Raw genomic sequence first — 23,738 nt, forward strand, 5'->3', positions numbered from 1 at the left:
CGTCATGCCAGGTTGCTACCGTCCGGGACATGGTGATCGAGGGAGTGGAACTGCAGGCGATGCCCGCGACGGACCCCGCCATCCGGGCGTTGGCCGCCGCTCAGCAGGCTGAGCTCGCCGCCATGTACGGCGAGGACCAGCCGCTCGTCGCCCTCCACCCCGACATCACGTTCACCCTGCTCACTCTCGACGGCACCCCGGTCGGCTGCGTCGGTCTCCAGCCGGTCGGCCCCGCCCTCGGCGAGATCAAGCGCATGTACGTCGCCCCGACCGCGCGCGGCTGGGGCCTGTCCCGCATCCTCCTGGACGCTGTCGAATCCCAAGCCCGCTCCGCCGGCCTCACGCGTCTCCGCCTGGAAACCGGCACCAAACAAGCCGAAGCGATAGCCCTCTACACAAACCACGGCTACCGGCCGACCCCGCCGTACCCACCCTTCGAGCACGAACCAGCCTCGCTCTGTTTCGCGAAGGACCTCTAGAGGTTCAGCACCACGTGGTCGCCGTCGCGGTGGAAGCCGAGGTTCTTCAGGTACGGCGTGGAGTCGAGCATGCGCGGTGGGGCGAGGACCTGGTGGAAGCCGTGGTCGGTGAAGACGTCGCTGCGGCGGTAGACGAACTCGCCGGGGGTGAAGTCGCGGTACTTCGGGACGACGTAGTCGAGGTCGATCTGCGCGCGGCCGGTGCCGGCGTCGTGCGCAAGAACCACGCCGACGGTGCGGTCGTCGTGCTGGACCAGGAACGCGTACTCGCTCGCCCCGGCCGTGAAATCGGGGTTGAACCGGGTGATGTCCTTCGCATGCCGATCCAGCACGTACCCGAGGTACGAGTCGGTCTTGTCGACCTCGAGCACCTGGTACGCCGTCTCGTCGTGCCGGTGCCGCAGCAGCCGCCACAGATGGACGACGTTGATGACCGCCAGCACCGCGTTCATGCCGACCATCGGCCAGACGCCGACCGCGGCGTTGAAGCCGACCAGGATCACGCAGCCGATCAGGTTCAGGATCCGCAACCGCAGGATCCGCGTCTGCAACAACGACCACACGACGAGCGCAGATCCGCCCCACCCGATGATGCTCCATACGTCCACACCGCGAGACTAGATCCCGTGACCGATTTCCTGCTGCTGGACGCCGCACCTAGCGCATCCGGAACGTCGGACCACCTGCGCGGTGGCTGAGGTGGCTGAGGGACATCGAGGTTGGGGAGGATTTTGTGCCGGATTCGGTGGGAAATCCTCCCCAAGGTGGCAGTCCGGGCCGGCTGGAGGCCGCGTGGAGCTAGGTGCGGGCGGCCCACCAGCGGAGTAGTTCTTCGCGGGCGCGGGCTTCGTCGAGGGGGCCTTCGTCGAGGCGGAGCTCCATCAGGAACTTGTAGGCCTCGCCGACCTCGCGGCCCGGCGGGATGCCGAGGATCTGCATGATCTGGTTGCCGTCGAGGTCGGGGCGCAGGGCATCGAGCTCCTCCTGCTCCTGGAGCCGTGCGATCCGCGCCTCGAGGTCGTCGTACGCCGCCCGCAGCATCTCGACCTTGCGCTTGTTGCGCGTGGTGGAGTCGGCCCGGGTCAGTACATGCAGCCGCTCGAGCTGGTCGCCGGCGTCGCGGACATAACGCCGTACGGCGGAATCCGTCCATTCGCCGTCGCCGTACCCGTGGAAGCGCAGGTGCAGCTCGATCAGCTTGCTGACCTGCTCGATCTGCTCATTGCTGAACCGCAGCGCCTTCATCCGCTTCCGGGCCAGCTTCGCCCCGACGACGTCGTGGTGGTGGAACGTCACCTTCCCGCCGGCCTCGTTGCGCTTGGTCTTCGGCTTCCCGATGTCGTGGATCAGTGCGGCGAACCGAATGACGAAATCGGGCGTCGGAACAGACAGACGCGATTCGAGGTCGATCGCCTGGTCGAGGACGGTGAGTGAGTGCTGGTACACATCCTTGTGCCGGTGGTGCTCGTCGACCTCGAGCTGCAGCGCCGGCAGCTCCGGCAGCACGTACTCCGCCAGCCCGGTCTGGACCAGCAGACCGAGCCCGATCCGCGGCTGGTCCGCGCAGATCAGCTTCTCCAGCTCGTCCCGGACCCGTTCCGCGGACACGATCGTGATCCGGTCGGCCATCGCCGTCATCGCGGCCACCACCGCGGGATCGGGCGTGAACCCGAGCTGCGCGGCGAACCGGGCCGCGCGCATCATCCGCAGCGGGTCGTCGGAGAACGAGTCCTCCGGGGTGCCCGGCGTCCGGATCACCTTGTTCGCGACGTCGGTGATCCCGCCGTACGGGTCGACGAACTGCCGCGACGGCAGCCGGACCGCCATCGCGTTCATCGCGAAGTCCCGGCGGGCCAGATCGCCCTCCAGGCTGTCGCCGTAGGCGACCTCGGGCTTGCGCGAGGTGGGATCGTAGGTTTCCGACCTGTAGGTCGTGACCTCCAGAACCCACTCGCCCTTACGACAACCGATGGTGCCGAACGCCTTGCCGATGTCCCAGACATGGTCCGCCCACCCGGACAGCAACCGCTCGATCACATCGGGGTGCGCTGACGTGGTGAAGTCCAGATCCTTGCTCCCCCGCCCGAGGAGAATGTCCCGGACAGGACCGCCGACCAGGGCGATCTCATGGCCGGCGGCATCGAACCGGGAGCCCAGTTCGTCGACCACCGGAGCGAGTTGCAGCAAGGCCTGGACGGCTTGTCGCTGCAGCGCGGGCAACGATCCGGCGGAGGCTGACTGGTCGGCAAAGGGTGACACGGGGAACTAGGTTACGGTGACGGCGTGTTCAGACGGCGACTGAGGCTCTCTGCGGTGGCGGGTGCCTGCCTGCTGGTTGCTGCCTCGGCAGCGACTCTCGGCGCTCCGGCCGACGCCGCACCGGCCGACGATCCGACCGTCCAGGTGACGATCGACTCGTTCGGCCCGGTCGCTCCGAAGCCCGGCCAGCCGGTGGTGATCAAGGGCCGGGTGACGAACACCAGCGCGGTGACGTTCAACGATCCGCAGGCGCTGGCCTGTATCGACCGCACCCGGCTCGCGAGCACCGCCGCCGTCGAGGCGATCCCGACCGAGCAGAACGTCGCGATGAACGACCGGGACAGCTGCAGCAATCTGACCAACGACCCGCAGACGTTCAAGCCGTTCGACCAGCCGCTGGCGCCGAAGCAGACCGTCGAGTTCTCGCTGACGGTGCCGTGGAAGGAATGGCGGATCCAGGACCAGACCGGCGTGTACGTCGTCGGCGTCACGTTCCGCGGCGAGCCGCAGAACGGCGCCCGGATCATGGCCGGCCGCGCCCGGACGCTGATGCCGGTGGCCGGTACGACGCCCTTGGCCCGCCCCGTCGACACCGCGCTCGTCATCCCACTGCGGCACCGCCCGACCCAGCTCGGCGGGAAGAACTTCGCCAATGACTCCCTCGCCCAGGCGCTGGCACCCACCGGCTCGCTGAGCCGCCTGCTTGCGCTCGGCAAGGAGCGCAAGGTCACCTGGCTGCTCGACCCCGCGATGCTCGACGAGATCAAGCAGATGGCGAAGGGCTACGTCATCGTCGCTCAGAACGGTGAGTCCACTCCGGGCGCCGGACAGTCCGACGCGATCGCATGGCTGAAGGACTTCGACGTCACCCGCGCCCATGGCAACCAGGTCGTCCTCCTTCCGTACGGCGACCCTGACGTGGCCGGACTGCTCGATTCGGGTGACCCGCTCAAGAACCTGGTTGCCCGAGCCCGCCAGACGACCCAGGGCTACATCCTGTCCGGCGCCTCCGCCGACGTCCCGGTGTCGTTCACGAACGGCCTGTGGCTCGAGGGCGGCGCCGCAGCGGGCCGCTACCTGGGCGCAGCCTCCACCGGCTTCCCCGGCGCGAGTGACAGCGACCTGAACCTGGTCAGCAGCTCCTCGTGGTCCGCCGCGACCCGGCCGGTGCTCACGTCGACCCCGGTGTACGACGTGATGACACCTGGCCCTGACACGTTGGTGCGGACCGTGATCGCCGACTCGTCGCTCACCAGCGGCGGACCGGACCAGGAGACCGCCTCCAGCCCGCTGCAGGTCCGCCAGCGCTTCGCAGCCGAGACCGCGCTGATCGCCGCCGGCAAGGGCACCCCCGCGTCGGTAGTCGTGCTGCCGCCGCGCGGCTGGGACAACGACAGTGCCGCCACCGCACAGCTCGCCGCCAGCCTGTCTCTTCCGTGGATCAAGGCAACCGACGTCAGCACGGTTGTGGCGAGCAACCCGAGGCCGCAGGTCACCAGAGCACCGAAGGCGGCTGAGACCAACGGCGTACTGACCGAGGCGCAGCTGAGCAGCGTCCGGGACCTCGACGCCGCGACCAGCACGATGCAGAACCTGCTGGTCGACGAGAACGCCCTGCCGGAAGTGATGACGCACGCACTCCTGCGGTCCACGTCGTCGGGCTGGAACGGCTATCCGGAAGAGGCCCGGCACTTCGCGGCGATCGAGCTCGGCTCGGCGAACCAGCAGCTCGGCAAGGTGCACCTGGTCAACGCCAGCGTCGACCGCGGGCTGCGCAAGGAAATCAAGGTCAATCTGGCCGGCAGCAAGGGCACGTTCCCGCTGACCATCACCAACGACACCGAGTGGTCGGTCCGGGTCGGCATCGAAGTCACTGCCGCCAACCGCTCCGACCTGAAGATCACGCCGCCGCAGACCGCCGTACTCGGCCCGAAGCAGAAGTGGACGCCGCGGATCACCGCGAGCGCCGAGCAGAACGGTCTGATCCGCGCCAACGCGCAGGTGGTCACCGCGGGCGGCCAGTCGGTCGGCAAGTCGCAGGAGCTGCTGATCCAGGCCAGCCAGTACGGCAGCGTCGGCTGGATCCTGGTCGGCGCCGCCTGCGCCCTGTTGTTCGGTACGTCATTCGTCCGCATCTACCGCCGGATCCGGACCGAGCGCCGCAACCCGAACCCCGCTGCGGAAGCCGGCCCGGAAGTCACCGCGGATGCCACTGCGGAAGCCACTGGCGATCCCGCTGACACTGCTGATCCCGCCCACGATCGCCCCGAGGCGAACGGCGTACCCGAAGCTGCGGCTCCGGATGCGTCATTGAAAGAAGGAGTCGGTTCGAAGGATGGCTGACCGCACCCTGCGATCCGCGGCGGTGATGGCGGCCGGAACGGTGCTGTCCCGCCTGCTCGGATTCATCCGGATCGCCCTGCTCGCCGCCGCCATCGGCACCGCGCTGCGCGGCGACATCTTCACCGCCGCGAACACGATCCCGAACAGCCTCTACATCCTGCTCGCGGGCGGGGTGTTCAACACCGTGCTGGTCCCGCAACTGGTCCGCGCGATCAAGAACCACGACGACGACGGTCAGGACTTCACCAACCGCGTGCTGACGTTCGGCTTCGTCGTACTCGCCGTCGTCACCGTGGGGTGCGTGCTGCTCGCGCCGGCGATCGCGGAGCTGTACCTGCCGAAGGAGCTGCACGATCCGTCCCGGATGACCGAGAAGGCGAACATGGTCATGTTCGTCCGGCTCTGCCTGCCGCAGATCTTCTTCTACGGCGCGTTCGTCCTGGTCGGTCAGGTGCTGAACGCGCGGCGCCGGTTCGGTCCGATGATGTGGGCGCCGATCGCGAACAACATCGTCGCGTGCGCCTCGATCGTCATCTTCCTGTTCGTCTACCGGGTCGGCGACACGCCTCCGACGTACAGCCATGGCGAGGAGCTGCTGCTCGGGCTCGGGCACACGATCGGTATCGCCGTCCAGCTGCTCGTGCTGCTGCCGTACCTGAAGGCGAGCGGGCACACCTATCGGCCGAAGTTCGGCCTCCGCGGTACCGGTCTGGGGCACACTGCCCGATTGGGCCTCTGGACGGTTCTTTTCGTCGCCGTGAACCAGGTGACGCTCGTCGTGGTCACGCAGCTCGCCATCGCGGGTAGCGCGTCGGACGACCCGGGCGCGAAGGCCGGTCTGTTCGCGTACAGCACCGCGATGCTGATCATCCTCGTGCCACACGGCATCGTCACGGTCTCGCTGGCGACCGCCGCACTGCCGCAGATGTCCGCGCTGGCGGCCGAGGGCGACACCGCCGCGGTGGCCCAGCTGTCGGCGCGTTCGATCCGGCAGACGCTGGCGATCGTCGTACCGGCGGCCGCCGCGATGATCGCGTTCGCCTATCCGATCGTCACGCTGATCGCCGGGTACGGCTCGGGCAAGAACAACCTGACGCTGATGTCGTACACGTTGATGACGCTGGCGCTCGGCATCGTGCCCTTCACCGTGCAGTACTTCCAGCTGCGCACGTTCTACGCCTTCGAGGACACGAAGACGCCGTTCTTCCTGCAGTGCGTGATCGCGGCAACCAACATCGCCGCCGCTGTGATCGGGGTCCGCGTGCTGCTCGATGCCGAGCACCTGCGGTTCAGCGGCGTGATGCTCGGGGCGGCGTACGCGCTCGCCTACCTGGTCGCCGTACTGATCTCCCGGCCGGTGCTGCGGCGGAAGGTGCCGCGCGTGCCCGGTGCGGGGATCGGACTCCCGCTGCTGGCGATGGTGATCGCTGCCGTGGCCGGCGCCGGCATTGCCCGCGCGGTGATCTGGGTTCTGAGCCTGGAAATCGAATGGTCCGGACCGCTCGGCGCGATCCTCGAGCTGGCGATCGCGGCGATCGTCATGCTCCCGGTCTACGCCGCTGTGTCCCGGGTACTCCGTATCCACGAAGTGAACGACGTGGTGTCCATGGTCACATCGAAGTTGCCTGTGCGCCGCTGAACCGGAACGCTTGTGCATTCGTGCACCACGTGTCCGCGTCAACGGGCACTAACATGGGGCTGCGAAAGGGCCGCTGGGGCATCAAGGAGGGCGAGAGACACCGTGTCGAACCAGACCGTGAGTCCTGGTGCCCTGCTGGCCGGGCGGTACCGGATCGCCGAGCTGCTGGCCGAGATCGACGGTGCGCGGGTGTGGCGGGCCGTGGACGAGGTGCTCAGCCGCGCCGTCGTCGTCGACGTATTGCCGGTCGGTGATCCGCGGACGAACCTGCTGTTCGACGCCGCACGCCGGGCCGCCGCCGCGAACGACCCGCGCTTCCTGCGGGTGCTCGACTGCGACATGCACGACGGCGTGACCTACTGCGTCCGCGAGTGGGCCGGCGGGCGATCCCTGGAGCGCATGCTCGGCACCGGGCCGCTGACCGGACAGCAGGCGGGCTGGCTGGCCCGTGAGGTCTCCGAAGCGCTGGAGAACCTGCACCGCACCGGCTTCGCGCACGGAGCGATCAGCCCGGCGACCGTGATCATCACCGACGCCGGCGCGATCAAGGTCGTCGGTGTCGCGACCGAGGCGGCGCTGCGCTCGTCCGGAGCGGGTTCTCCCGAGGAGGACGTCCACTCCCTGGGCGAGCTGCTGTTCGCGTCGCTGACCGGCCGCTGGCCCGGTCCGGCACCGGCCTGGGGGCTCCAGCCCGCACCGGTCGAGCACGGCCGTCTGCTGAGCCCACGCCAGGTGCGAGCCGGCGTACCGCGCTCGCTGGACGACATCTGCGACCGGCTGCTGGGTGACCCGCCACGGCACCACGCCCCGCCGATCACCAGCGCGGCCGGCCTGTCGGCTGCGCTGTCCGGAGTCGTCGGCAGCTCGCACGAGCCGCCGAACCAGATGGACGAGACGGTCCAGGTGGCCCGGCAGAACGGCAGCATCGACGACGCCACGCAGGTCGTGCCGCAGTCCGGTCCGCCGGCGCTCGACCCGAACCCGCAGCCGGCGTACGACGCCGAGCCGAACGGGTACGGCCAGCCGCAACCGGCGTACAACACCGCGGCCGAGACGCGTCCGGTCCGCCGCCAGACTCCCCCGCCGTCGAACGGGAACGGCCGGCGCCGGCACGACGAGCCGAAGCCGAAGGGTTCCTGGGGCGGCCGGATCCTGATCCTGCTCGCGATCCTCGCGCTGCTGTCGGTGATCGCGATGGCGCAGTTCCTGCTCAAGGGCGCGATGAACAACGACCAGGACAACAACGGCGGCGGTGCGAAGAGCAGTGCCCCGCCGCAGACCAGCACGACGCCGTCGGCGACCGGCGGCCCGGCCAAGATCGTCGCCGCCAAGGACTTCGACCCGAAGCCGGACGGGAACGGCGAGGAGCACCCGGAGGACGTGCCGAACACCTACGACGGCAAGGCGAGCACGACCTGGACGACGATGTCGTACAGCAAGGCGAACCTCGGCGGACAGAAGCCGGGTGTCGGCATCATCTACGACCTCGGCGCGCCGACCACCGTGTCGAAGGTTTCGGTAGCTGTGCAGGGTGACGACACCAGCCTTCAGCTGATGGTTCCGGTGGGCGACACCAGCACCTCGCCGCCGGCGGTCAGTGGCTGGAAGGCCGTCGCCACCCAGGAGGACCAGCCCGAGGGTACGGTGAATCTCACCCCCTCGGCGCCGACCGAGACGCGGTACGTGCTCGTCTGGCTGACCAAGCTGCCGAAGGACAGCGGCGGCAAGTACCGGGGCACCATCTCGGAGGTCTCAATCCAGAAATGACGGCCCACCTGGACTCGGGCGACCAGCCCCGCCCGGACGTCCCGCGCATCGGCGCCGGCGAACCGGTGCCTCAGGCTGCGCACGCCGGTGCGCCGACGAGTTACGACCAGCTCGACGACCACGAGCTGCTCCGGATGCACGTGGCCGGCAACCCGGACTCGTTCGGGTTCCTGGTCAAGCGGCACCGGGACCGGATGTGGGCGGTCGCGATCCGCACCCTCGGCGAGCCCGAGGAGGCGGCCGACGCGCTGCAGGAGGCGTTCATCTCGGCGTTCCGGCGGGCCGACTCGTTCCGCGGGGACGCGAAGGTGACCACCTGGCTGCACCGGATCGTCGTGAACGCCTGTCTCGACCGGATCCGTCGCCGTCAGGTGCGGGCCGCCGACCCGCTTCCCGAGGACGAGGACCGCGCCGCCGAGCTGGCCGGACCGATCGAGCAGGACCCGGCCGAGGTCCGGGAGCGCCGGCTGGACGTGCTCAACGCCCTGAAGCAGATCAACGAGGACCAGCGTGCTGCGCTGGTCCTGGTCGACATGGAGGGCTACTCGATCGAGGAGGCGGCAGCGATCCTCGACTGCGCCCCGGGCACGGTCAAGTCCCGCTGCGCCCGCGGCCGCGCCAAGCTCCTGCCGCTACTGCGCCACTGGCAGACGACGCGGGAGTCCGACGTACCGGAGAAATCCGCCGCCGAAGCGGTGGGAACCGAATGAACGGGTACACCGTCGAAGCGAAGTCGCCTGCCTGTGGCGACCTGACTGCATCTGTCTTCGACCCGGAGCTTCATATGATCACGCCGCCGCATACCTCCTGTGAGGAGGCGAGCCCCGATGACCGAATCCGGTCTGCCGACGAGTGAGCACCTCGAGCACCTGGACACGGACACGATCGCCGATCTGATCGAGAACCTGCTGCCTGCGCCCGAGGCGCACCGCGCTCGTGAGCATGTGAAGGCATGCCCGGAGTGTCAGCAGACGTACGACGCCCTCGTGGAGCTGTCCGAGGACCTGGCCGACGAGGGTCGCGCCGACATCCCGATGCCGGCCGACGTCGCCGAACACCTGGACGCTGTCATCGTGTCGGAGTCGGTGCTGCGTGCCTCGACGGTCGGCGTGCACTCGCTGGCCCAGATCCGCGAGGAGCCCCGCCGCCACCTGCCGAAGCTGCTCGGCGCGGCGGCCGGCGTCGTACTGATCGCCGCGATCGGTGTCGGCGTCGTGTTCGCCACGAAGGACAACGCGCCCGAGGGCGCGGCGAGCACCGAGCAGAACACCCCGCCCGCGGACGCGGTGACGATCACCACCAACAACCTCGGCCCGCAGATCCAGCAATGGCTGGAGCACACGCCGAGCGCGATCATGCACGGCTCGGCGGCCGAGCAGGCCTGTGCCCGGACGTTCGCGTCCGGCCGCCCGAACCCGAACGTCCGGCTGGTCCAGCCCGCCAAGATCGACGGCAAGCGGGCCACGATCATCGGTCTGCAAGGCGGTTCGTCGCGCGACATCCAGGTGTTCGCGGTCACCGGATGTAGCGATCCGGGCGGAGTTGCCAGCCCGTTCTACGACACCACGGTGACACTGCGCAACCGATGACGACCCACCCCTACAGGGTGGGTACCGTGGGAATGGACGGCCTCTAGGATCCGTTGAGTACGACGTACCAATCTCGACTCCCCGAGGAACGCCTGAATGAGCGACTCCACAGTTCGCAACGTCATCATCGTCGGCTCCGGCCCGGCCGGTTACACGGCCGCCGTGTACGCCGCTCGCGCGGCGCTCGAGCCCCTGGTCTTCGAAGGCTCCGTCACCGCCGGTGGCGCGCTGATGAACACCACCGAGGTGGAGAACTTCCCCGGCTTCTCGCAGGGCATCATGGGCCCGGCCCTGATGGACGAGATGCGCACCCAGGCTGAGCGCTTCGGCGCCGAGCTGGTGCCGGACGACGTCACCAAGGTCGACCTCACCGGCGACATCAAGGTGGTCACGGACTCCGCGGGCACCGAGCACCGGGCCAAGACCGTGATCCTGGCCATGGGTTCGGGCTACCGCAAGCTCGGCCTGTCCGACGAGGAGCGGATGTCCGGGCACGGCGTGTCCTGGTGTGCGACCTGTGACGGCTTCTTCTTCCGCGACCACGAGATCGCGGTCGTCGGCGGTGGCGACTCCGCCGTCGAGGAGGCGACCTTCCTGACCAAGTTCGCGAAGAAGGTGCACCTGGTGCACCGCCGCGGCGAGCTGCGGGCCTCGAAGATCATGGCTGACCGTGCGTTCGCCAACGACAAGATCGAGTTCCAGTGGAACTCCGCCGTCGACAAGATCCACGGTGAGGACAAGCTGACCCACCTGACGCTGAAGGACACCGAGACCGGCGAGACCCGCGAGCTGCCGGCCACCGGCCTGTTCATCGCGATCGGGCACGACCCGCGCTCGGAGCTGGTCAAGGGCCAGGTAGACCTGGACGAAGAGGGTTACGTGCTGGTCAAGCAGGGCAGCACCGAGACCAACCTGAGCGGCGTGTTCGCCGCCGGCGACCTGGTCGACCACACCTACCGGCAGGCGATCACCGCGGCCGGCACCGGCTGTGCGGCGGCGCTGGACGCCGAGCGCTACCTGGCCACGCTGGAGGACGCGGAGCACGCGGCCGCCAGCACCGAGCCTGTCTCTGTCTGAACCTGACTCTCATAACCACTGAAGGAGATACGCCCATGGGCGAGAAGATGAACGCTGTCACCGACTCCGAGTTCGACCAGACCGTGCTGAAGAGCGACAAGCCGGTGCTGGTGGACTTCTGGGCCGAGTGGTGCGGCCCGTGCCGCCAGGTCTCGCCGATCCTGGAGGAGCTGGCGCAGGACCACAGCGACAAGATCACGTTCCTGAAGATGAACGTCGACGAGAACCCGGTCACCCCGAGCAACTACAAGGTCACCGGTATCCCTACGATCAACGTCTACGTGAACGGTGAGCTGGCCAAGTCCATCGTCGGCGCCAAGCCGAAGGCGGCGCTGCTGAAGGAGCTGTCCGCCTTCACGGACTGATACACCTGAGATCTACCGAGGACGCACCCGTCCGCCCACGGCAAGGAGCAGTTGCATGGCAGTGTCACCGTCTGGCCCGCACGGCGTGTACCGCATCGGCGACAGCGGTGAAGCGGTCGCCGAGATCGTCGGCAAGCTCCAGCGGCTGGGGCTGCTGGCCGGCGGTCACGACGTCTACGACGAGGCGACCGCGCACGCGGTCCGGGGGTTCCAGCAGCAACGCGGGCTGATGATCGACGGGATCGTCGGCCCGCAGACCTATCGGGCGATCGACGACGCACGGTGGCGGCTGGGCGACCGGCTGCTGACGTTCGTCCCGTCGCACCCGCTGTCCGGTGACGACGTGCTGGCCCTGCAGGCGAAGCTGCAGGAGCTCGGGTTCGCGGTTGCCCGGATCGACGGGATCTTCGGCGCCGACACCCAGCGCGCGGTCACCGACTTCCAGCGGAACATGGGGCTTCCCGGTGACGGGACCTGCGGACCGTCGACGTTCAAGGCGCTGCAGCGGATCCGCCCGATGGCGACCGGCGGCCGCCCCGACGCGCTGCGGGCCCGCGAGGCTGTCCGCGCCGCCGGACCGCGGTTGTCCGGCAAGACCGTGGTGATCGACCCGGGCCACGGCGGATTCGACTACGGCTGGGAGGGCTACGGCCTGCGCGAGTCCGATATCGCGTACGACCTGGCGGCCCGGATCGAGGGTCGGCTCGGCGCCACCGGCGTACGGGCGTATTTGTCGCGGGGCCGCGATCAGGGGCCGGACGAGCTGGCCCGGGCCGCGTTCGCGAACGAGACGGACGCGAACCTGTGCGTCTCGCTGCACGCCGACGGTTCGATGAACCCGGAAGCGCAGGGCGTCGCGACGTACTACTACGGCAACGACCTGCACGGCGCCTCGTCGAGCGTCGGGGAGCAGTTCGCCGGCCTGGTCCAGCGTGAGATCGTCGCGCGGACCGACCTGCTGAACTGCCGCACCCACGCGAAGACCTGGGACTTGCTGCGGCGGACCAAGATGCCCGCGGTGCGGCTCGAGATCGGCTACGTCACGAACCCGCACGACTCCGCCCGTCTGGCCGACCCGGCCTTCCGCGATGTCATCGCGGAATCGATCGTGGTCGCCATCCAGCGCGTGTACCTGCCGCCGGAGCAGGACGCCGCCACCGGCATGCTCCGGTTCGGGCAACTGACTGTCTAGTCGATTTCCGGATGGGCCGTTCGTCAACTGGTTGAGCATCAGTTGACCTAGGAGGGGCTCATGGCACATCCAGTCGTCCACGCCGAGATCCGATCGGCGGATCCGGACAAGACCCGGCAGTTCTTCGCTGAGCTGTTCGGGTGGAAGGTCGCGTCCGAGGGCGCGTTCCCGGGCTACACGTTCATCGACACCGGTAGGCCGGAGGGGACGTACGTCGCGATCAGCCCGCGGCAGAGCGCCGAGGACGAAGTGCTGTTCTTCGTCGCGGTCGAGGACGTCGCGGCCACGCTCGCGCGCGCCGAGGAGTTGGGCGGACGGATCGTCCAGCCCGCCCAGCAGGTCCCCGGTACAAGCTTCGGCGTGTTCGCCGACGCACAAGGTCACAAGATCGGCGTGGCCGCCAACGGCTGAGGTCAGTCCTTCTCGAGGGCGATCTTCGGCAGCACCCGGTCGAGCCGGCGAGGCAGCCACCAGGCACGGTTGCCCATCAGGCGCAGGACGGCCGGGACGATGATGCAGCGGATCAGGAGGGCGTCGAGAAGGACGGCGGTCGCCAGGCCGAGACCGAACTGCTTCAGCATCCGGTCCGGACTGAGCAGGAACGCGCCGAACACCACGATCATGATCGCGGCCGCCGCCGTGATCACACTGCCCGTGGTCGCCAGTCCCTCGCGGACGGCGGCCCGGGCATCCTTCGTACGTCGCCACTCCTCGTGGATCCGCGAGACCAGGAACACCTCGTAGTCCATCGACAACCCGAACACGATCGCGAAGATCATCACCGGTACGAACGCCTCGATCGGTCCCGCCTGCGCGCCGAACCAGCCCTGCTGGAACACCAGCGTGATCACGCCGAGCGAAGCGCCGATGCTGAGCAGGTTGAGGACGGCGGCCTTCAACGGGATCAGCACCGACCGGAACACGGCCATCAACAGCAGCGCCGACAACCCCACCACCACGAGCACGAAGATCGGCAGCCGCTTGCTGACCGCCGCCGCGAAGTCGTCGGCCGCCGCTGTCGCTCCACCGACCAGGTACGTCGCCCTGGTCTGCGCCTCGAGCTTCGGCAACGTGTCGTCGCGCAGTCGCTGCACGAGGTCGCTGGTCGCCGCGTCCTGCGGAGCCGACTTCGGAAACGCCAGTACGGTCGCGATCTTGCCGTCCGGAGTCAGCTGCGGCGGCGTCACCGCGGCGATGTCAGGATCCGCCGCCAGCGTCTGACCGAGCATCTGGGCCGCGGTCCGGTCGCCCTCGGACACCACGACGAGCGGTCCGTTGAACCCGGGCCCGAACCCGTCGGCCAGCAGGTCGTACGCCTTCCGGCTGGTCTTCGCCGGATCGTCCGTCCCCGCATCGGCGAACCCGAGCCGCATGTTCAACGCCGGCAGCGACAAGGCGACCAACGCGACGACCCCGAGCAGCAACGGCACCCACGGCCCGCGCTGCACCAGGGCGGCCAGCTTCCGCCAACCCTCACCAGGCGTACGACGCTGTTTCGCGGCATGCTTGCGGACACTCCGCTCGATCCGCTTCCCGAACAACGTCAGCAACGCGGGCAGCAACGTCACCGCAGCGAGCATCGTCATCAACACGGTCAACGTGACACCGAGCGCAACGCCCTGCAGCGAACCCAGCCCGAGCGCCAGCAATCCGAGCAACGCGATCACGACGGTGCAGCCGGCGAACAGCACCGAACGACCCGCGGTGTCCAAGGCAACGATCGCCGCCGTCTCCCGGTCCGTCCCGTCCTTCAACAGCTCATGGCGATAGCGCGAGAAGATCAGCAATGCATAGTCGATGCCGACCCCCAGCCCGACCAGCATCATCACGGGCGTCGTGTACTCCGGCACCGTGAACAGGTGCGACGCGAGCATCAGCAACGCGACGGTGCTGCCGACTGCGAACACGGCGGTCAACAACGGAAGTGTTGCCGCGAGCAACGATCCGAAGAGGAACACGAGGATCACCAGCGCGGCCAGGATGCCCGCACCCTCGGACGCACCGCCCGCGCTGTCCGCGGCGTTCCGCGCCAGATCCCCACCGACCTCGACCTGGAACCCGGGTCGCGCGAAGTCCTGCGCCCGCTGGATGATCGTCCGCACGTCCTCCACCGGCATATCCGTCTGCGCGACATCCAGGCTGACGGTCGAGTACGCCGTACGTCGATCTGTCGACATACTGCCCGGGGCGGTGAACGGATCCGCTACCGACGCGACGTGCGGCAGGGTCCGGACGACCGCGAGCATCGACGCCACCCGGCTCTTGTCCGCGTCGAGCCCGCCGTCGGCCTGAACGACGAGCTGCACCGAAGCCGTATCGCCCTTCGGTTGATGCGCCTGGAAGATGTCGGTCACCCGCTGCGAGTCCGTGCCCGGGAGCGAGTTGTCGTTCTTGTAGTTCGCGCCCACCACGGTCGCCGCGGCGATGACGGCGGCCAGCACGACCACCCACAGCACGAGCGCCAGGCTGGCGTGCCGCATGGCCCAGCCGGAGACGCGATGGAGCAGGCCCGGCGGTTTCGTGCCGGGCGGTCGTCGTACGGGGGTGTCCACGGTCATCGCCGGGGCCTCCTCACTGCTTGATGCGTAGATTAGCTACATGTTGCCTCTCGACACTAACAGACATATGAGTAGACTGGCTACATGAAGGCGGATGCGCTGCGTGGGCACCTCGACCCGATGATCCTGGCGGTCGTCGAGCACGAGCCGCTGCACGGTTACGCGATCATGGAGGCGCTGCTCCAGCGCAGCGGCGGCGAGCTCGACCTGCCGACCGGCACGCTCTATCCGGCGCTGCGGCGACTCGAGCGGGCCGGCTACCTGGCCAGTGAGTGGAGCACGGTCGGCGGCCGGAAGCGCCGGACCTACCAGCTCACCAGCGCCGGATCGAAGATGCTTGCCTCGGGCAAGCAGGAGTGGCTGACGTTCCGCGCTGTGGTGGAAGGGGTGCTACGCCCGGGCCAGGCGTAGCCCACGAGCTGCCTGCACACTCACGAGCGCGAGCGGCAGGACGACGAACGTCCCGACGACTCCGTACGCCGGTAGGCCGGGAGCGTGGGCGCTGGTCGCGGTCATGGTGACGCCGATCCCGACGATCAGCGCGGAACCGGCCAGCGTGAAGAGTGCGGTGACCCGGCTCACGTGCTCCCGGACCCGCGGGAACCGCTGCCCGATGCCCGTGGCGAGCACAGCCAGCACAGCCCCCGCGATCACCACGCCACCGACGTCCCGGACCACGATCTGGAGCAGGTCGTTCAAGGCGGTCGAGTCGTTCTCGTCCTGGGTCCAGACCCAGGCGCCGCCCTGCCAGACGATCGGCTGGATCATCAGCGCCAGCAACAGCATCATCGCCGTACGCCGGCTCTGACTGATCGCCAGCTCGGACCGGTATCCCGGTGCGACGTCCTCGATCGCCCCGAAGTCGGCGACTGCGTGCTTCTCCGCGTCGTACCGGTCGAAACCGTCGGCCTCGAAGGCCTCGGTCGCGTCGGTCAGGTGGTCGCGGGCCTCGGCCAGCAGATCTGCCTTCCGGCGCCGTGGTCCCCGGAGCTGTTTGCTCAGCGCGGCCAGGTAGTCGTCGATGGGCACACTCCCAGTATGGACAGGCTTCGTCCGGCTCACGTCCGGGGTCCCACTGACTCACCCCTGACCTTGGCCTTCCGACGATGCTGTACGACGAAGAACCCGGCGTACCCGATCAGCACCAGCGCGAACCCGATCCGCTCCGCCCAAGGGGTCGCGCCTTCCGGCCAGAGGTGGCCCTCGAGGTAGTGGTGGATGTACCCGCCCGCGTAGACGCTCTCGCCGCCCTGGCGGCGGAAGAACTTCTCGGTCGCCGTCACCGGGCAGCCGAAGTCGACCACGACGATGACGACGTTCCACACGACGATGGCGAGGTGGAACCAGATCAGCTTGGGCCAGCGCCAGGCGAGGAACGCGCCCACGACGAAGAACAGCAGCAACGCGCCGTGCACGACCATCACCACGTCGGCCAGCGCGCGCCAGATCATGACGACTCCGGACCCGACCTCAGTGCGTCCCGGACCGTCACCGGCCCGGACGGCGACGGCTCCGGGCGGATCGCGCCCATCAGGCGCTCGACGGCGGCCTCCATCTCACTACGCCAGGTGATCGCCGAGCGCAGGTCGAGCCGCAGCCGCGGATTGCGCGGATGCTCGCGGACGACCCCGAAGCCGACCGCGCGGAGGAACTCGGTCGGCCAGACGCAGCCCGGCCCGTTCCACCGCGAGTCCCCGAACGCCTCGACCGCCCGGAACCCGCGCTTCAGCACATCCTTCGCGACCGCCTGGACGAGGATCTTGCCCAACCCGAGTCCCAGGTACCGCGGCTGGATCCGCCCGGTCGCGAGTACGACGGCGTCCGGGCTGACCGGTGCCGTCGGGAACGCCTGGATCCGGGGCAGGTACGTCGCCGGCCCGTAGAGAGCGAAGCCCGCCGGATCGTCGTCGACGTACAGCACGACGCCCGCGGGACCCCAGTCGAGCAGGAGCTGGGACAGCCAGGCTTCCTTCTCCAGCGCGGTGTCGCCGTTGCGGTCGGCCTGGCGCGCGGCGACCGGGTCGAGCTCCCAGAACACGCAGTCACGGCACGGAACCGGCAGCTCGCCGAGGTTGGCGAGTGTCAGCGGTTCGAGCCGTCGGGCCATCAGCGCGTCCGGTCGGCGGTGCAGCGTCGATCGGCGCCTGTTAACTTCGTCACGATGCGTGTCATCGCGTAGCGGGTTCGGTCGCCGGTTCCGGCACCGGTGCCGGGGTCCGTGCGTCCGTCGTGCGCGTCGCCTCGGGGGCGACGTACCGCTGTTCCACCTTCGCGGCGGGTTGCCGCCGGAACAGCTCGGCCGCGAAACCGGCCAGCACGCCCAGTACCAGTCCGCCGAGGGTCCAGCCGGCTGTCTTGCCCACGCTCATCCCGAATCCTGCCTTCCGCAGTCCACCTCTCAGGCCGCTCCGCACCGCCCGGCTGTCTCAGCAGCCAGATCACGGCATGGTCGAACCTGCCCCTATAAGGCATGGTAGTGAGAGGTCGCGCCGATCCACAGCCCGGACTCGGGTCTCTCGACGTAACCTGGTGACTTCCCCCTCGATCACCGTTGGAGTGGCCCTCGTGAGTGCTGACGTGCCTGATGTCCGGCAGACCCGCCTCGACAACTACGTCGAGGCGTACGCAGCCCGGACCAAGGGCATGACCGCATCCGAGATCCGGGCGCTGTTCTCCGTTGCCAGCCGCCCCGAAGTGGTCTCCCTCGCCGGCGGTATGCCGAACATCGCCGGCCTGCCGCTCGACGTGGTCGGCGGCGCGGTCCGCGACCTGGTGGACGAGAACGGCGCGGTCGCGATGCAGTACGGCTCCGGCCAGGGCGACCCGACGCTCCGCGACCAGATCTGCGACATCATGCGGCTCGAGGGCATCGAGGCGCACCCGGACGACGTCGTGGTCACGGTCGGCAGCCAGCAGGCCGTCGACCTGGTGACGCGGGTGTTCTGCGATCCGGGCGACGTGGTGATCTGCGAGGCGCCGTCGTACGTCGGTGCGCTCGGGGTGTTCCGCGCGTACCAATGCGAGGTCGTGCACGTCGCGATGGACGACGACGGTGTCGTGCCGGAGGCGCTGGAGCAGGCGATCGCCGCCGTGCGCGCGGCCGGCAAGCGGATCAAGTTCTTCTACACGATCCCGAATTTCCACAACCCCGCCGGGGTTTCGCTGTCGGACGAGCGCCGTTCGCGGGTGCTGGAGATCTGTCAGCGGGCCAATCTGCTGGTGCTGGAGGACAACCCGTACGGGCTGCTCGGCTTCGAGGGTGAGCCGCAGCGCGCCTTGCGGGCCGACGATCGCGAAGGTGTGATCTACCTCGGGTCGTTCTCCAAGACGTTCGCGCCCGGGTTCCGGGTGGGTTGGGCGGTCGCGCCGCATGCGGTGCGGGAGAAACTCGTGCTGGCACAGGAGTCCGCGACGCTCTGCCCGCCGACGTTCAGCCAGCTCGCCATCTCGTCGTACCTGGTCAGGCATGACTGGATGGGGCAGGTGAAGCAGTTCCGCGAGATGTACCGCGAACGCCGCGACGCGATGCTCGCGGCGCTGACCGAAAAGATGCCTGCAGCAACGACCTGGACGCGGCCGCGCGGCGGATTCTACGTCTGGCTGACGTTGCCGGAAGGCCTTGACGCCAAGGCGATGCTGCCGCGAGCGGTCACCGCGCGCGTGGCGTACGTACCGGGGACGGCCTTCTTCGCCGACGGTTTCGGCTCGCAGTGCATGCGGCTGTCGTACTGTCATCCGACGCCGGAGCGGATCACCGAAGGCGTCGGCCGGCTGGCCGCAGTGATTCATGAGGAGCTCGAGCTCCGCGAGACGTTCGGCCCGCTGCCGCCTGGTGCGGGACGTGACTACGACGCTCCGGGACCGGAGCTGACTTAGACCACCTGCTCCGACGAGCGCAAAGGTTGCGCAATGGATCTACGGGTGGCCGTGGGTCGCTGACGCGCTAGCGGTACCGTTCCAATGGGCCTCGGGACCGGCGCCCGTGCCGGAGTCGCCCACGAGTGATCGGGATATTTGTGATGAGTGATCTGGGTCGAGTGCTTGTTCTGGCCGGCGGACTGTCGCACGAGCGGGACGTCTCGCTGCGGTCCGGCCGGCGGGTGGCGGACGCCCTGCGCAGCGTCGGCGTAGAGGTCGAGCAGCGCGACGTCGACGCCTCCCTGGTCGATCGGCTGCGCAACGATCCGCCGGACGCGGTCTTCCCCGTCCTGCACGGCGTCACCGGCGAGGACGGCGCGCTCCGCCAGGTCCTCGACCTGTACGCCGTTCCGTACGTCGGCGCCGACGCGGCGGCGTGCCGTACGGCCTTCGACAAGCCGGTGGCCTCGACGATGGTCGGAGCAGCCGGGCTGCACACGCCTGCGTCGGTCGTGCTCGGGCATGACACGTTCCGGGAGTTGGGCGCCGCCTCGCTGATGGAGTCGGTGATCCACCAGATCGGGCTGCCGCTCGTCGTGAAGCCGGCCCGCGGCGGTTCCGCGCTGGGCGCTTCGATCGTGCGGTCGGCCGAGGAGCTGCCGTCGGCGATGGTGAACTGCTACGCGTACGGACCGGTGGCGTTGATCGAGCAGTACGTCGACGGCACCGAGGTCGCCGTGACTGTGGTCGACACCGGCGACGGGCCGCGTGCCTTGCCGGCGGTGGAGATCCGGCCGGACTCGGGGTTCTACGACTACGAGGCGCGCTACACGGCGGGGGCGACGCAGTTCGTCGTACCTGCTCGGCTCGAGCCTGAGGTCGCAGGTGCGTGCGCTGCGGCGGCGGTGCAGGCACACCAGGCGCTGGGGCTGCGGGACCTGTCGCGGTCCGACCTCGTGGTGGACGCTGCCGGGGTGCCGTGGTTCCTCGAGGTGAACGTGGCACCGGGGATGACGGAGACGTCGCTGGTCCCGCTGGCGGCTGAGGCCGCCGGGATCGAGCTCGGTGTGCTCTGCCGCGATCTGCTCGCGGCAGCTGCTGCTCGCTGAAGGTTGTGATGCCCGACGTACCTCGGCCGCTGTGGCGGACCGTCCTGACACCGCGATGGATCGGCCTGCTCGTGCTGGCTCTGGCCATTGCCGCAGGGATGTCGGTGATGGGTGTGTGGCAGTTGGGCGTGTACCGGTCCAAGACGGCTGACGCCACGGCTCACCGCGCTCAGGCTGCACCGGTGGCTTTGCAGTCGCTGTTCTCGATCGACGAAGGACTGCCGTCGAAGGCGGTCAGCCGGCGGGTGACAGTGGACGGGACGTGGGGACCGGCCGCGGACCAGGTGTTCATCGCCGATCGCTCGCAGGACTCGCGGATCGGCTTCTGGGTTGTGTCGCCGGTGAAGCTCTCGTCGTCGGAGGCTGTGATGGTCGTTCGTGGCTGGGTCCCGACGGTCGGAGATCCCGCTGCGAAGGCTCCTAGCGGCCCTGTGCAGCTGACCGGGACGGTGATCGCGTCCGAGGCCGAGGATTCGTCGGACGACGCCGCGAAGGGCCGAGTGCTGTCGTCGCTGCGGATCCCGACCATCGTCCACCTCGTGGATTACCGGGTGTACGACGCGTTCGTCGTACAGGAGTCCGTGTCCGGCGGCGTGCCGTCGCCCGCGCCGGCGGTCGTACAACCGCCTCCTCCGCCGACCGATCATGCCGGGCTGCGGAACATCGCCTATGCCTTCCAGTGGTGGATCTTCGCGGCCTTCACGCTGTGGATGTGGACGAAGATGGTGCTGGACGCGCACCGCGGCGTCGACGAGCCTGATCCGGACGAGGACCGGCCCGGAGAGCGTGTGGAGCCAAGCGGTACCGTTTCAGCGTGACTTCTCCAGCCGACCCCGCCACCTCCGCCGGCTCGCAGCCGTTGACCCCGGCCGTCCGCGGCGCGCTGATGCGCTACCGCGTGATCGCGTACGTCGTCGGCGTGATGCTTCTGCTGCTGGTGTTCCTCGCGATGCCGCTCAAGTACTTCGCGGACAGCCCCGGCGCGATGGACGTGATCGGCCCGACGCACGGGTTCCTGTACATGGTCTACCTGCTGCTGACCTTCGACCTGTTCCGCCGGGTTCGTTGGTCGTTCCCGCGACTGGTGATGATGGCGCTGGCCGGCACGATCCCGTTCCTGTCGTTCTACGCCGAGCGCAAGACGTCGCACGAGCTGCTGGGTAGCTAATCCCGTTGTCCGGCAGGGGTTTCGGCCCCTACCGTCGACTCTGTGCTGCCTGACATCACGGAGTCGAACCGCGCCAGCTGGAACCAGATCCACACTGCGCGCCCTGGGCAACCACCGTCGTACTTCGCCGACGGCGGCTCGACGCTGTCCGCCGACGAGCTCGCAGCGGCGGGCGACGTCCGCGGGCGACGCGTCCTCCAACTGGCCTGCTCCTGCGGCGACGAGGCCCTCTCCTGGGCCCGACTGGGCGCCGCGGTCACCGGCGTCGACATCTCCGAGGTCGCCCTGGACATGGCGCGCGCGAAGTCCGTTGCCACCGGCATCCCGGTCGACTTCCGCCGCGCCGACATGCTCGCCCTGCCAGAAGACCTCAGCGGCTTCGATCTCATCTACTTGAGCTGGGGCGCGATCTGCTGGGTCCCTGACCTGACCGTCTTCGCCACCCTGGTCGCGTCACGCCTCGCGCCCGGCGGGTCGATCCTGATCGCCGACCATCACCCTGTCTGGGAAGTCCTCGCCGTCCAGGCTCCCGGGATGCTGACGGTCACCGCCGACTACTTCGGCCGCTCCACCCCGCGCGCCACCATCGAGAACACCAAGCTCCCCACCGGCGCCCGCGACAATCCCTCCGCCCCCAGCTTCACGGCCTTCATCTGGCCCCCGAGCGACATCATCACCGCTCTGCTGACCGCCGGCCTCACCCTGGCCGCGTTCCGGGAGTCCCCCGACGCCGAGATGTACGCCGGCCTAGGCCCAGCCGCGGGCCTGCTCCCCGCCATCTACCTCATCAAAGCCACCCGCAATGTTTCACATGAAACATTGCAGCAAGTCCCCAAGTAACTATGTCGACAAATCCCATGTCGACACGAGCGTGGCCCGAGGAACTTGCCTGGCTAAGGGCCCTCGACCGAAGCCGCATAGGATCCCGCTGACAGAGGAATCCAGCCCTCCGGCACACCCGCAGGCTGTTCACGACTCACCGGGCGCAGCTCTCGTCGCGAACAGGTGTGCCAGCGCACCCGGCCGTCTCGTCCACCTCGGGCGGTCCCGACGGACCGGCCGTTCGGCCGGCTCGGGCGGCCCCGGGCGTTTCGGCGGCTCCCGTGCTCGGCGCTCGCGCCAATCGGCCGCTCCGGCAGCTCTGGCAGCTTCGGCGACCCTGGGCGCCATATCGCTGTTAATCTCCGCGGATCTTCAGGCCATCACAATCGTGGCCGCCATCTGCAGGTGAGCGCGGGGTCGGCGCACGCCGCGCGTTGTGATGGCCTGGAGATCCGCGACAAACCCTGCACTCGGCCAGCACCCCACCCGGGTGCCCGTCTGTTCGGCAGGTGACAGGCGGCAGGCGGGAAGTCAGTCGGTCTGCTTGTTGGGGTCCATCAGGGTGACGATGCGTTCGAGGTCGTCCAGCGAGGCGAACTCGACGGTGATCTTGCCCTTGGTCTTGCCCAGGTCCACCTTGACGCGCGTCTCGAAGCGATCCGAGAGCCGGTCGGCCAGATCGACCAGCCGTGGGGCGACCGGCTTGTTGCGGCGCCGGGCGGGAGTGGGATCTTCGGCGTTCATGTCGCCCAGGGCAACGATCTCTTCGACCGTGCGAACCGAGAGACCTTCCGCCACGATGCGCTGAGCTAGCCTCTCGATGGCGTCTCCGCTGGGGAGCCCCAGGAGGGCTCGGGCGTGACCCGCGGAGAGGACCCCGGCGGCCACCCGGCGCTGCACGCCGGCCGGCAACTTCAACAGCCGCAGCGTGTTGGAGATCTGCGGACGCGATCGCCCGATCCGGTTGGCGAGGACTTCCTGGGTGCAGCCGAAGTCGTCGAGCATCTGCTGGTAGGCGGCCGCTTCTTCCAGCGGGTTCAGCTGGCTGCGGTGCAGGTTCTCCAGGAGCGCGTCACGGAGCATCGCGTCATCGGAGGTGTCACGGACGATCGCGGGGATCGTCGTCAGTCCGGCCTGCTGCGTCGCCCGCCAGCGACGCTCGCCCATCACGAGTTCGTACTTGTCGCCCTCGAGCCGGCGTACGACGATCGGCTGCAGGAGCCCGATCTCCTTCACCGAGTGGACGAGCTCCTCCATCGCGTCCTCGTCGAAGACGCTCCGCGGCTGCTTCGGGTTCGGCGTGATCTTCTCGACCTCGATCTCGGCGAACGAGGCGCCCGGCACCGCGGCCAACTCCGGTCCCTGCGGCACTACCGGTGTGGTGACCGGCGGCGCTCCCGGGATCGAGTTGGACTTGCTGCCGAGAGTCGTCGTGGTGCCGGCCGGCGAGCTGGGGATCAGCGCGCCAAGTCCGCGTCCGAGTCGGGTGTTCATCGCGCTCCCTCGAGATCGA

Annotated in this window: 24 protein-coding genes; 16 read left to right on the forward strand and 8 right to left on the reverse strand. The window is 68.8% G+C overall.

Going from position 1 to position 23,738, the window contains the following annotated elements; all coding sequences use genetic code 11:
• The first annotated feature begins 29 nt into the window (after positions 1 to 29).
• Complete coding sequence (locus EV645_RS13785; RefSeq protein ID WP_130443271.1) at positions 30 to 479, forward strand: GNAT family N-acetyltransferase; 450 nt, start codon at positions 30 to 32, stop codon at positions 477 to 479.
• On the opposite strand, the gene EV645_RS13790 is transcribed toward EV645_RS13785, so the two are convergent.
• Together EV645_RS13790 and EV645_RS13795 are read right to left on the reverse strand one after the other, a co-directional pair.
• Positions 476 to 1,087, reverse strand: coding sequence for a YgjV family protein (locus EV645_RS13790; RefSeq protein ID WP_130443273.1), 612 nt, complete (start codon positions 1,085 to 1,087; stop codon positions 476 to 478). The two genes, EV645_RS13785 and EV645_RS13790, sit on opposite strands and share 4 nt — an antisense overlap.
• Before the next feature lie 190 nt (positions 1,088 to 1,277).
• Complete coding sequence (locus tag EV645_RS13795) at positions 1,278 to 2,699, reverse strand: CCA tRNA nucleotidyltransferase (RefSeq protein WP_130443831.1); 1,422 nt, start codon at positions 2,697 to 2,699, stop codon at positions 1,278 to 1,280.
• 63 nt (positions 2,700 to 2,762) lie between these two features.
• Here EV645_RS13795 and EV645_RS13800 point away from each other — a divergent pair, with 63 nt between their 5' ends.
• From EV645_RS13800 to EV645_RS13840, 9 genes are all read left to right on the forward strand, one after another.
• The gene (locus EV645_RS13800) at positions 2,763 to 5,081 is read left to right on the forward strand and encodes a DUF6049 family protein (protein ID WP_130443275.1); all 2,319 of its coding nucleotides are present in this window, start codon (positions 2,763 to 2,765) and stop codon (positions 5,079 to 5,081) included.
• Positions 5,074 to 6,720, forward strand: coding sequence for a murein biosynthesis integral membrane protein MurJ (gene murJ, locus EV645_RS13805; RefSeq protein ID WP_130443277.1), 1,647 nt, complete (start codon positions 5,074 to 5,076; stop codon positions 6,718 to 6,720). The genes EV645_RS13800 and murJ overlap by 8 nt, the downstream gene beginning before the upstream one ends.
• A gap of 102 nt (positions 6,721 to 6,822) precedes the next feature.
• On the forward strand, positions 6,823 to 8,487 hold the full coding sequence (locus EV645_RS13810; RefSeq protein ID WP_130443279.1) for a protein kinase family protein: 1,665 nt from the start codon (positions 6,823 to 6,825) through the stop codon (positions 8,485 to 8,487).
• On the forward strand, positions 8,484 to 9,197 hold the full coding sequence (gene sigM, locus EV645_RS13815) for an RNA polymerase sigma factor SigM (protein WP_242000374.1): 714 nt from the start codon (positions 8,484 to 8,486) through the stop codon (positions 9,195 to 9,197). The genes EV645_RS13810 and sigM overlap by 4 nt, the downstream gene beginning before the upstream one ends.
• A 117-nt stretch (positions 9,198 to 9,314) precedes the next feature.
• Complete coding sequence (locus tag EV645_RS13820; protein ID WP_130443281.1) at positions 9,315 to 10,076, forward strand: hypothetical protein; 762 nt, start codon at positions 9,315 to 9,317, stop codon at positions 10,074 to 10,076.
• Between the two features lie 96 nt (positions 10,077 to 10,172).
• Positions 10,173 to 11,153 carry a thioredoxin-disulfide reductase gene (gene trxB / locus EV645_RS13825; RefSeq protein WP_130443283.1) on the forward strand — a complete coding sequence of 327 codons (981 nt, stop codon included), beginning with the start codon at positions 10,173 to 10,175 and terminating at the stop codon, positions 11,151 to 11,153.
• 35 nt (positions 11,154 to 11,188) lie between these two features.
• Positions 11,189 to 11,518: a thioredoxin gene (gene trxA / locus EV645_RS13830; protein ID WP_130443285.1), complete on the forward strand. Its 330-nt coding sequence runs from the start codon at positions 11,189 to 11,191 to the stop codon at positions 11,516 to 11,518.
• 55 nt (positions 11,519 to 11,573) lie between these two features.
• Positions 11,574 to 12,710: an N-acetylmuramoyl-L-alanine amidase gene (locus EV645_RS13835; protein WP_130443287.1), complete on the forward strand. Its 1,137-nt coding sequence runs from the start codon at positions 11,574 to 11,576 to the stop codon at positions 12,708 to 12,710.
• A gap of 60 nt (positions 12,711 to 12,770) precedes the next feature.
• Positions 12,771 to 13,121: a VOC family protein gene (locus tag EV645_RS13840; protein ID WP_130443289.1), complete on the forward strand. Its 351-nt coding sequence runs from the start codon at positions 12,771 to 12,773 to the stop codon at positions 13,119 to 13,121.
• 2 nt (positions 13,122 to 13,123) lie between these two features.
• On the opposite strand, the gene EV645_RS13845 is transcribed toward EV645_RS13840, so the two are convergent.
• The gene (locus EV645_RS13845; RefSeq protein WP_130443291.1) at positions 13,124 to 15,268 is read right to left on the reverse strand and encodes an MMPL family transporter; all 2,145 of its coding nucleotides are present in this window, start codon (positions 15,266 to 15,268) and stop codon (positions 13,124 to 13,126) included.
• 84 nt (positions 15,269 to 15,352) lie between these two features.
• Between EV645_RS13845 and EV645_RS13850 the strand changes: the two genes are divergently transcribed.
• Positions 15,353 to 15,679, forward strand: a complete 327-nt coding sequence (locus EV645_RS13850; protein WP_130443293.1) for a PadR family transcriptional regulator — start codon at positions 15,353 to 15,355, stop codon at positions 15,677 to 15,679.
• Here the strand turns inward: EV645_RS13850 and EV645_RS42210 are convergent.
• The 4 genes from EV645_RS42210 to EV645_RS13870 all read right to left on the reverse strand — a co-directional run bounded on the left by EV645_RS42210 (position 15,659) and on the right by EV645_RS13870 (position 17,637).
• Entirely contained in the window at positions 15,659 to 16,297 is a 639-nt protein-coding gene (locus EV645_RS42210; RefSeq protein ID WP_198681571.1) for a permease prefix domain 1-containing protein, read from the reverse strand. The genes EV645_RS13850 and EV645_RS42210 overlap by 21 nt on opposite strands.
• 29 nt (positions 16,298 to 16,326) lie before the next feature.
• Positions 16,327 to 16,719, reverse strand: coding sequence for a DUF2784 domain-containing protein (locus tag EV645_RS13860; RefSeq protein ID WP_130443295.1), 393 nt, complete (start codon positions 16,717 to 16,719; stop codon positions 16,327 to 16,329).
• A complete protein-coding gene (locus EV645_RS13865; protein WP_130443297.1) occupies positions 16,716 to 17,375 on the reverse strand; it encodes a GNAT family N-acetyltransferase in 660 nt (219 codons plus the stop codon). Before EV645_RS13865 ends, EV645_RS13860 begins: the two co-directional genes overlap by 4 nt.
• Before the next feature lie 61 nt (positions 17,376 to 17,436).
• Complete coding sequence (locus EV645_RS13870) at positions 17,437 to 17,637, reverse strand: hypothetical protein (RefSeq protein WP_130443299.1); 201 nt, start codon at positions 17,635 to 17,637, stop codon at positions 17,437 to 17,439.
• A gap of 196 nt (positions 17,638 to 17,833) precedes the next feature.
• On the opposite strand from EV645_RS13870, the gene EV645_RS13875 reads away from it, so the two are divergent.
• The 5 genes from EV645_RS13875 to EV645_RS13895 all read left to right on the forward strand — a co-directional run bounded on the left by EV645_RS13875 (position 17,834) and on the right by EV645_RS13895 (position 22,243).
• Positions 17,834 to 19,144 carry an aminotransferase-like domain-containing protein gene (locus EV645_RS13875; RefSeq protein WP_130443301.1) on the forward strand — a complete coding sequence of 437 codons (1,311 nt, stop codon included), beginning with the start codon at positions 17,834 to 17,836 and terminating at the stop codon, positions 19,142 to 19,144.
• Between the two features lie 143 nt (positions 19,145 to 19,287).
• Complete coding sequence (locus EV645_RS13880; RefSeq protein WP_130443303.1) at positions 19,288 to 20,235, forward strand: D-alanine--D-alanine ligase family protein; 948 nt, start codon at positions 19,288 to 19,290, stop codon at positions 20,233 to 20,235.
• Positions 20,236 to 20,243: 8 nt separating this feature from the next.
• A complete protein-coding gene (locus EV645_RS13885) occupies positions 20,244 to 21,053 on the forward strand; it encodes an SURF1 family protein (RefSeq protein ID WP_130443305.1) in 810 nt (269 codons plus the stop codon).
• Positions 21,050 to 21,403 (forward strand): DUF3817 domain-containing protein, encoded by a 354-nt coding sequence (locus tag EV645_RS13890; RefSeq protein ID WP_242000375.1) that lies wholly within the window; start codon positions 21,050 to 21,052, stop codon positions 21,401 to 21,403. Before EV645_RS13885 ends, EV645_RS13890 begins: the two co-directional genes overlap by 4 nt.
• A 42-nt stretch (positions 21,404 to 21,445) precedes the next feature.
• Positions 21,446 to 22,243 (forward strand): class I SAM-dependent methyltransferase, encoded by a 798-nt coding sequence (locus tag EV645_RS13895; RefSeq protein ID WP_130443307.1) that lies wholly within the window; start codon positions 21,446 to 21,448, stop codon positions 22,241 to 22,243.
• Between the two features lie 513 nt (positions 22,244 to 22,756).
• Here the strand turns inward: EV645_RS13895 and EV645_RS13900 are convergent.
• Positions 22,757 to 23,719: a ParB/RepB/Spo0J family partition protein gene (locus tag EV645_RS13900; RefSeq protein ID WP_130443309.1), complete on the reverse strand. Its 963-nt coding sequence runs from the start codon at positions 23,717 to 23,719 to the stop codon at positions 22,757 to 22,759.
• Between the last annotated feature and the right edge of the window lie 19 nt (positions 23,720 to 23,738).

It is taken from the genome of Kribbella rubisoli (genome assembly GCF_004217145.1).
GTDB classification, from domain to species: Bacteria; Actinomycetota; Actinomycetes; order Propionibacteriales; family Kribbellaceae; genus Kribbella; species Kribbella rubisoli.